Origin of the sequence: Bradyrhizobium sp. STM 3809 (genome assembly GCF_000239795.1) — a bacterium.
Lineage (GTDB): Bacteria > Pseudomonadota > Alphaproteobacteria > Rhizobiales > Xanthobacteraceae > Bradyrhizobium.
On the sequence record NZ_CAFJ01000559.1, the window covers coordinates 1 to 9,000 of the forward strand.

The following is a 9,000-nucleotide window of genomic DNA, read 5'->3' on the forward strand; positions in this document are numbered from 1 at the left end:
AAGTACCAGGTGCGCGGCGGCTTGGATGTGCGGCCGTCCTCACTCATCCAGGCTCCCCCATGTCCCGACGATTCCGGCGTTGCGGTTGGTATCAACCAGCATCCCCGCCAGGCCCGGCATCAGCCATTGCCGCTCGCCAGCCACATCGTCTGCAGCGTCGCAGCGAGGTTGTTGAGGCCGTGCAGCACCATGGTCAGGTACAGGGAATGGGTCCGGTAGCGCAGATAGCCGAACCACACGCCGAGCGAAAACACGTTCAAGAGAGCGAACCAATCGTACTGCAGGTGCAGCACGGTCCACAGCAACGACGACAGCACGATCGCGCCGGGGACGCGCAGGAAGGAGTCGGACCAGCCGCGATAGAGAAAGCCGCGCGCCATCAGCTCTTCCGATACCGGCGCGGCGACGCAGAAGGCGATGATCATCAGCCAGACCACGCCGTCGCCTCGAGCGGTCTTCATGATGTCCACCATGAAGCTCGCCGATTTCTCCTCGCGCCCCGTCAGCTGCGCCGCGAGCTCCCAGCAGCCCAGGATCACGACCATCCCGACCACGCCCAGGGCGAAGTTCTTCCAGCCTGTCCAGCGCAGGCCGAGATAGTCGGCGAACGACATCCGCGTGTGGCGGACGGCGAAATAGATCGGGATCAGGATCGCCGGGACGCCCATGATCGCCGACAGCGAGACCGTGAGCGAGCGGCTCGCGATCTGGATCATGGCCACCTCGAACTGGGCGAGGCTGTCGATCGGCCCCTCATGGCGGAGCAGGAAATAGCCGATCGGCGTCAGCTGACCGATGAAGAAGACGACGATGATCAGGACGCCCCACAGCAAGGTCCGCCAGAAGCCGAGTGTGCGCGGCTGATGCGGCGCGGCCTCGCCCTGCTGCGGCGGATGAGCGGGATCGAGGGACTCCAGCACGGCGGCGTCGGGCGTGTCGGTCAAGGCAGGCTACGCTCCAGCAAGGCACGGATGGCGGCGGGATCGAGATCGACCGCGCCATACATGCTCGGATGAATGGTGGGGAGGCGCGTCGCGGCGAACAGTTCGGCGTGCGCGGGCGTCACCGCGTTCAGCGCGGCCGCCGCCGCGAGCAGCGCCAGCCTCTCGACCGCAAGGCGCGCCACGCGCTCACCGTCGCCGCGGCGAAACGCTTCGGCGATCATGGCAACGGCCTCGGCCGCGCCGGGCAAGCCTCGCGTCTCGTCCGCCAGGGTCTTCAGGACAGCAGCCGATGCCTCGGCCTCGCGCGACAGTGCGCGCAGCACGTCGAGGCACATCACGTTGCCCGAGCCCTCCCAGATCGCATTGACCGGCGACTCCCGGAAGTGGCGCGCGAGGATGCCGTCCTCGACATAACCGTTGCCGCCGAGGCACTCCATCGCCTCGTAGAGGAACGGCGGCGCGCTCTTGCACACCCAGTATTTGATCGCGGGCGTCAGCAGCCGCATATAGGCGGCCTCGCTCGCATCACCGCTCATGCGATCGAAGGCGCGGCACAGCCGCATCACCAGCGCCACCGTCGCCTCGACATGCAACGCCATGTCGGCGAGCACCGCCTGCATCAGCGGCTGATCGGCGAGATGCTTCTGGAACACGCTGCGGTGTCGCGCGTGGTGAAGAGCATGCGCGAGCCCCGAGCGCATCAGGCCGGCGGATGAGATCGCGCAATCCTGCCGCGTCAGCTGCACCATCTGGATGATGGTGCTGATGCCCCTGCCCTCGTCGCCGACCCGCTCCGCATGGGCGCCCGCGAACTCCACCTCGGACGAGGCATTGGAGCGGTTGCCGAGCTTGTCCTTCAGGCGCTGGAAGCGCAGCGCGTTGACGGCGCCGTCCGGCGTGAAGCGCGGCATGAAGAAGCAGGTCAGGCCGCCCTCGGCCTGCGCCAGCACCAGGAACGCGTCGCACATCGGCGCCGACATGAACCATTTGTGCCCGGTGATGCGGTAGCCGTCGGCCGTGCGCATCGCTGATGTCATGTTGGCGCGCACGTCGGTGCCGCCCTGCTTCTCGGTCATGCCCATGCCGAGCGTCATGCCGCGCTTCTGCCACCACGGCGCAAACGCCGGATCGTAGTCGCGTGTCGCGATCACCGGCATGGTCCGCGCCAGCAGATCGGGCTGCGCGGCCAGCGCCGCGACCGAGGCGCGCGTCATCGTGACCGGGCAGAGATGCCCGCTCTCGACCTGCGCAGCGATGTAGAACTTCGCGGCGCGCACCACCTCGGAGCTGCCGCCGGCGGGCTTGCCCTGCGGGGTCCAGGTCGAATTGTGCAGCCCGGCCGCAGCCGATCGCGCCATCATCTGGTGATAGGCCGGATGAAACTCGACCACATCGCGGCGAAAACCCTTGGCGTCGAAACTGCGCAGCTTCGGCGTGTTCTCGTTGGCGAGCCGGCCCTGCTCGGCCATCGCGGCCGAGCCCCACTCGGCGCCGAACGCCGCCAGCTCCCGCTCGGCCCCCGCCCCGCCATGCGCCTTGACGGCGTCGACGAGCGGCCGGTCCGCCGTGAACAGGTCGACGTCCTCGAACGGCGGAGACTGGTTGAAGACCTCGTGGGTCTCGAGAAATCGCTGGGTCATGGCCAAGGTCGGAACATCTGCTTCATCGGCACGGCCGAATGGTGAAATCATACGTGGTCGCAGCCGGGCTCGGCAGCGAAAACCGCCGCCCTTCCCGGGCATAGTTCACGAAACCTTGCGCCACGAGCCGGGCCTGTCGGCCCTCCAGACCCGGCGCCGACCGGACCGAAGGACGGAACGGGGGATAACTCGGAACGTCGGCTTTCGGCCTTGCCCGCCATGGAAACCGCGCCTATAGCTCTGGCTTTAATGGCAACCTCTCCGAAATCGACGTTCGTCCTCGGGCACCGGCATTTGCTGGGAATCGAGGGCCTTTCCGCCCACGACATCACCGGTCTCCTCGATCTGTCCGAGGAATATGTCGAACTGAACCGTCAGGTCGACAAGAAGCGCACCGTGCTGCGCGGCCGGACCCAGGTCAACCTGTTCTTCGAGGCCTCGACCCGGACGCAATCCTCGTTCGAGCTCGCCGGCAAGCGGCTCGGCGCCGATGTCATGAACATGTCGGTGTCGTCCTCGTCCATCAAGAAGGGCGAGACGTTGATCGACACCGCGGTCACGCTGAACGCGATGCATCCGGACATCCTGGTGGTCCGCCACCACGCCTCCGGCGCGGTCGAGCTCCTGGCGCGCAAGGTCGACGGCTCCGTGATCAATGCCGGCGACGGCGCGCACGAGCATCCGACGCAGGCGCTGCTCGACGCGCTGACGATCCGCCGCAACAAGGGCCGCATCGAGGGCCTGGTGATCGCGATCTGCGGCGACGTGCTGCATTCGCGCGTCGCGCGCTCCAACATCCTGCTCTTGAACACGATGGGCGCCCGCGTCCGCGTCGTCGCGCCCTCCACGCTCTTGCCGCCGGGCATCGAGCGGATGGGCGTCGAGGTCGCGCGCGACATGCGCGAGGGGCTCAACGGCGCCGACATCGTCATGATGCTGCGGCTGCAGCGCGAGCGCATGAACGGCTCCTTCGTGCCGTCGTCGTCGGAATATTTCCAGTATTTCGGCCTCGACCAGAAGAAGCTCGCCTACGCCAAGCCGGATGCGCTGGTGATGCATCCCGGGCCGATGAACCGCGGCGTCGAGATCGACTCCATCGTCGCCGACGGCGCGCAGTCGCTGATCCGGGAACAGGTCGAGATGGGCGTCGCCGTGCGCATGGCCGTGCTCGAGGCGCTGGCCCGCAACCTGCCCAACGCTTGAGATCAAAGTCGGGACGAAACGACATGCTGACCGATCGCCGCCCGATCCTGCTCGCCAATGCGCGCGTCATCGATCCCTCCCGTGACATCGACGGGCCCGGCGACGTGCTGATCGCCGATGGCGTCATCCGCGACCTCAAGCGCGGCATCGGCGCCGCCGGCGTCCCGGAAGGCACCGACGTCGTCAACTGCGCCGGCAAGATCGTCGCGCCCGGCCTGATCGACATGTGCGCCTTCGTCGGCGAGCCTGGCCTCGGCCATCGCGAGACCTTCGCCAGCGCCAGCCAGGCCGCGGCGACGGGCGGCATCACCACCATCATCTGCCAGCCCGGCACCGAGCCGGTCATCGACAATTCCGCGACCGTCGATTTCGTGCTGCGCCGCGCCCGCGACACCGCGATCGTCAACATCCAGCCGATGGCGGCGCTGACCAAGGGCCTGCGCGGCGAGGAGATGACCGAGATCGGCCTGCTGCGCGCCGCCGGCGCGGTCGCCTTCTCCAATGGCCACACCAGCGTGATGAACGCCCAGGTGATGCGCCGCGCGCTGACCTACGCCCGCGATTTCGACGCGCTGATCGTGCATCACACCGAGGATCCCAACCTCGTCGGCGAAGGCGTCATGAACGAGGGCGAGTTCGCTTCGCGCCTCGGCCTGTCGGGCATCCCGGCCGCCGCGGAGGCCGTGGTGCTGGAACGCGACATGCGCCTGGTGGCGCTGACCAAGGGCCGCTATCACGCGGCCGCACTGAGCTCGGTGGACTCGCTCGACATCCTCAAACGCGCGCGCGACGCCGGCCTCGCCGTCAGCGCCTCGGTGTCGATCAACCATGTCACGCTGAACGAGAACGACATCGGCCCCTACCGCACCTTCCTCAAGCTGACGCCGCCGCTGCGCACCGAGGTCGACCGCCGCGCGCTGGTCGAGGCGTTGGCCACGGGCCTGATCGACGTGATCATGTCCGACCACAATCCGCAGGACGTCGAGGTCAAGCGGCTGCCGTTCGCCGAGGCCGGCAGCGGCGCCGTCGGCCTGGAGACGATGCTCGCGGCGTCGCTGCGGCTGGTGCACAGCGGCGAGCTGAGCTGGACCATGCTGATCCGCGCGATGTCGACCCGCCCGGCGGAGCTGCTTGGCCTGCCCGGCGGCACCTTGCGCGCCGGCGCGCCGGCCGACATCATCGTGATCGATCCGGACGTGCCCTGGATCCTCGATCCGGCCGACCTCAAGTCGCTGTGCAAGAACACGCCGTTCGACGAGGCCCGCTTCACCGGCCGCGTGGTCCGCACCATCGTCGGCGGCCGCACCGTGTTCGAACATGTCTGACGCCGGACGAAGCGTCGAGGGAGTGGCGTGATGGGTTCCGAAACCATGCTGCCGGTCGCGCTGCTGATCGGCTATCTCCTCGGTTCCATTCCGTTCGGCCTGATCCTGACCAGGCTTGCCGGCACGCAGGACCTGCGCAGCATCGGCTCCGGCAACATCGGCGCCACCAACGTGCTGCGCACCGGCCGCAAGGGTCTCGCGGCCGCGACTTTGCTCGGCGACGCCCTCAAGGGCACCGCGGCGGTGATCATCTCCGGCATGCTCGGCGGCCCCAACGCAGCGATGCTCGCCGGCCTCGGCGCCTTCCTCGGGCATCTGTTCCCGGTGTGGCTGAAGTTCCGCGGCGGCAAGGGCGTGGCGGTCTATATTGGTATTCTGATCGGCCTGTTCTGGCCCGGCGCGATCTTCTTCTGCGCGGTCTGGCTCGCGACCGCATTCGCCTTCCGCTACTCATCCCTGGCCGCACTCGTCGCGAGCGTGCTGACACCGATCGTGTTGTGGGCATTCGGCCACACCGCGCTGGCCGGCCTGCTCGGCCTGCTCACCCTGTTGCTCATTTACATGCATCGCGAAAACATCAAGCGCTTGCTGGGAGGAACAGAGAGCAGGATCGGCGCGAAGAAGTAGTCAGCCCCCGGGCAAATACGGAGAAGACGTGTCGCGCGCCGCGCCAAAAGCGGCAGTGCCGCAACACCGCCACAGCTTTAACTAATAAGTTAACGCCGAACCCTGGTGTGAATCATGATTGCCTGTCATGATTCCGGCATCTGATTACGCAAGACCAATTCGAGTGCGTCGTCGCCACGCGCGGTGAACGCCCTGATGAGGAGTCGGCGCAGCAAATGTCCACACCGGTCCGTTCGAGCGCCAGCGCCCTGCTGTCGGCTGCGCAAATCTGGTCGACGGAGGATCCGTTCGGCTCCGTCAGCCCCGCTTCCGAAGCGGCCGCGACCGCCGTGAGCGAGCCAGCGATCGCGGAACAGGCGTTGGCCGCGAGCGCGCCGGCGCCTTCGCCCGAAGCCGTTGCGGCCGCCGAAACGATCATCGCCGCGACAGACCTCACCGAGCCGAAGCCCGCGGATGCGCCCGAGCGCTCGCTCGCCGAGACGATCGCCAGCGCGACCCTGGCGCCGCCGCCGCGGACGTGGCCGCCGCGCAAGCTGTCCCTGGCGCTGCAGGGCGGCGGAACCTTCTCCGCCTTCACCTGGGGCGTGCTGGACCGCCTGCTCGAGGAGCCGGCCTGCGATTTCGATACGATCAGCGGCGCCAGTGCGGGTGCCGTCAACGCTGCGCTGCTCGCCAGCGGCCTCGCCCATGGCGGCCGCGACGAGGCGCGCAACCGGCTGGCGCTGTTCTGGACCCGGCTGATGGAAGAAGCGTCGTTCCGCTCGCTGATGATCATCGGCGCGTTTTCGCCGGCCAGCAGTGCGGTGTCGTTCGGCGCGGGTCTGCGCGGCGGACGCGCCGACGCGCTCGATCTCGATCCCCTGCGCGACATCCTGACCGAGACCATCGACTTCGACGCCGTGCAGAGCGCCGGCGCCCCCCGTCTGCTGGTTGCGGCGACCCGGATCCGCGACGGCCGTCCGCAGCTGTTCCGCAACGCCGAGATCACGCCCGACGTGCTGCTCGCCTCGACCTGCCCGGCCCAGCTGCAGGCCGCGATCGACGTCGATGGCGAGGCTTATTGGGATGGCGGCGCCGTTGCCAATCCGCCGCTGATCCAGATCGCGCATGACTCCAGCGCCGCCGACCTGCTGGTGGTCCAGGTCACGCCGGCCTGCGACGGCTATGTGCCCGTCACGTCGGCAGCGATCGATCGCCGGCTCGACCAGATCTCGGCCAATGCCGTCCTCAACGCCGAGCTCGCAGCGCTCGAATGGGCGCGCAGCGACGGCCTGCACCCGCCCCGGGTGCATCGTCTGGCCGCGGAAAACGAGATCGAGGCCCTGGCGCAGCGCGACGCCGCCGACCTCGGCAGCGACTTCATCGCAACGCTGCACCAGCGCGGCCGCGACGCCGCCGATCGCTGGCTGCGTCAGGCGCCCGCCGGCACGACGTTGACACTCCAGGACGAGCCACCGGCCGAGCAGCCGGCTGCCGCAGCGGTGGACGCGCGCGACCTTGCGCTGACGTAGCGCGCCCCCTTCCCTGCGCCCTCGGGTTGTTCCATGCTGGCGCCCTCTGCGGGGGGACTTCGCGTGGACGCCATCAATCCGACCGTCGAACTGAGCGCGACCGAGCGGCGCGACCGGCTGCGGCTGATCCGCTCCGACAATGTCGGTCCGCGCACCTTCCGGGCGTTGCTCGATCAGTTCGGCACCGCGCACCGCGCGCTCGATCGCCTGCCGGAGCTGGCCCGTCGTGGCGGAGCCACTGCCGGCCGGATCTGCACGGCGGATCAAGCCGAGGCCGAGCTCGACGCCTGTCGCCGCCAGGGTCTGGAATTGCGGGCGCCCGAAGAGGACGGCTACCCGCCGCGGCTCGCCACCTGCGAGGACGCGCCGCCTCTGCTCGTCATCCGCGGCGCACGGGCCACGTTGATGCGCCCGATGATCGCGATCGTCGGCTCGCGCAATGCCTCGGCGGCGGGACTGAAGTTCGCCGGCCAGCTCGCGCATGAGCTCGGCGAGGCCGGCTTCCTCACCATCTCCGGGCTCGCCCGCGGCATCGATCAGGCCGCCCATCGCGCCAGCGTTTCAAGCGGCACCGTCGCGGTGCTCGCCGGCGGCCACGACCGGATCTATCCGCCGGAGCATGTCGACCTGCTCGGCGCCATCCTCGCCAGCAACGGGGCTGCGATCTCCGAGATGCCGCTCGGCCACGAGCCCCGCGCGCGCGACTTTCCCCGCCGCAACCGGCTGATCTCGGGCGCCTCGCTCGGCGTCGTGGTGGTCGAAGCCGCGCACCGCTCGGGCTCGCTGATCACCGCGCGGATGGCCAGCGAACAGGGCCGCGAGGTGTTCGCCGTGCCGGGATCGCCGCTCGACCCGCGCTCGGCCGGCACCAACGACCTCATCAAGCAGGGCGCGACCCTGGTCACCGAGGCCGCCGACATCATCCAGGCGGTCGGCCCGATCATGGAGCGGCCGCTGCCGCTGTCGTTGCGCGAGCCGGACGAGGAGCTGTTCGCGCCCGATCCCGAGACCCATGACCGCGCGCAGATCGTGGCGCTGCTTGGTCCGACGCCGGTGTCCATCGACGACCTGATCCGGATCAGCGGCCTGTCACCGGCCGTGCTGCGCATGGTGCTGCTCGAGCTCGAGCTGGCCGGCCGGCTGGAGCGGCATGGCGGCGGGATGGTGTCGCTGGTCTAGCACGACGCGAACCGAGAGCTGCTCCGACCGGGCGCACACCTGAATACCGAAATCGTGATCGCTGCCGGGCTGCCGGCCTCTCAGCTCAGCCGGCGCTTGCTCCGCAGCCGCAGATGCTCCTCGGCTTCGAGATTGGCCATGCGCAGGAGGTAATCGAGCATGTCGAGGTTATGGCGCTGGGCGAGCTGCGACAGGCTCGCCGTGACCTCGGCGATCAGCGCCGCCGCGGCATCGGGATCCTCCACCGATTCTTCCAGATCCGGGTCGCGCTTGTCCGCTTCCTTGGCCAACAACTCTATCCGAAGTCGGGAATTTGACGGAAAACATCGCAAAAAGAGCACGGTTCCAATAGCGCTCCTTACAACCTGATAGGTACTTCGCGGGACTTGCGCAATCAGCTTTCAACATCCCTCGATTTGACAGGAACCCCCTCACCACCCATGTTCGGATCAACGAGGCCTAGCGCGAATCCCGCGAAACAGGCTTCAATCCTTCCACTAAGCTATTGGAATTACATGAACATCGTCATCGTGGAGTCGCCTGCCAAGGCCAAGACGATCAATAAGTATCG

Annotated in this window: 8 protein-coding genes; 5 read left to right on the forward strand and 3 right to left on the reverse strand. The window is 68.2% G+C overall.

The window, feature by feature from the left end:
• Nucleotides 1-119: 119 nt before the first annotated feature.
• Nucleotides 120-944: a CPBP family intramembrane glutamic endopeptidase gene (locus tag BRAS3809_RS25505; RefSeq protein WP_008964905.1), complete on the reverse strand. Its 825-nt coding sequence runs from the start codon at nt 942-944 to the stop codon at nt 120-122.
• On the reverse strand, nt 941-2,584 hold the full coding sequence (locus tag BRAS3809_RS25510) for an acyl-CoA dehydrogenase family protein (RefSeq protein WP_008964906.1): 1,644 nt from the start codon (nt 2,582-2,584) through the stop codon (nt 941-943). Before BRAS3809_RS25510 ends, BRAS3809_RS25505 begins: the two co-directional genes overlap by 4 nt.
• A gap of 249 nt (nt 2,585-2,833) precedes the next feature.
• Between BRAS3809_RS25510 and BRAS3809_RS25515 the strand changes: the two genes are divergently transcribed.
• The 5 genes from BRAS3809_RS25515 (at nt 2,834) to dprA (ending at nt 8,429) form a co-directional block, all read left to right on the forward strand.
• A complete protein-coding gene (locus BRAS3809_RS25515) occupies nt 2,834-3,787 on the forward strand; it encodes an aspartate carbamoyltransferase catalytic subunit (RefSeq protein ID WP_008964907.1) in 954 nt (317 codons plus the stop codon).
• A 23-nt stretch (nt 3,788-3,810) separates the two neighbouring features.
• The gene (locus BRAS3809_RS25520; protein ID WP_008964908.1) at nt 3,811-5,112 is read left to right on the forward strand and encodes a dihydroorotase; all 1,302 of its coding nucleotides are present in this window, start codon (nt 3,811-3,813) and stop codon (nt 5,110-5,112) included.
• 30 nt (nt 5,113-5,142) lie between these two features.
• Nucleotides 5,143-5,739, forward strand: coding sequence for a glycerol-3-phosphate 1-O-acyltransferase PlsY (plsY, locus tag BRAS3809_RS25525; protein ID WP_008964909.1), 597 nt, complete (start codon nt 5,143-5,145; stop codon nt 5,737-5,739).
• Nucleotides 5,740-5,954: 215 nt separating this feature from the next.
• Nucleotides 5,955-7,250, forward strand: a complete 1,296-nt coding sequence (locus BRAS3809_RS25530; RefSeq protein WP_008964910.1) for a patatin-like phospholipase family protein — start codon at nt 5,955-5,957, stop codon at nt 7,248-7,250.
• A gap of 63 nt (nt 7,251-7,313) precedes the next feature.
• Nucleotides 7,314-8,429: a DNA-processing protein DprA gene (dprA, locus tag BRAS3809_RS25535; RefSeq protein ID WP_008964911.1), complete on the forward strand. Its 1,116-nt coding sequence runs from the start codon at nt 7,314-7,316 to the stop codon at nt 8,427-8,429.
• Between the two features lie 80 nt (nt 8,430-8,509).
• Here dprA and BRAS3809_RS25540 read toward each other — a convergent pair whose 3' ends face one another.
• A complete protein-coding gene (locus BRAS3809_RS25540) occupies nt 8,510-8,719 on the reverse strand; it encodes a hypothetical protein (protein WP_035658509.1) in 210 nt (69 codons plus the stop codon).
• Nucleotides 8,720-9,000 lie beyond the last annotated feature (281 nt).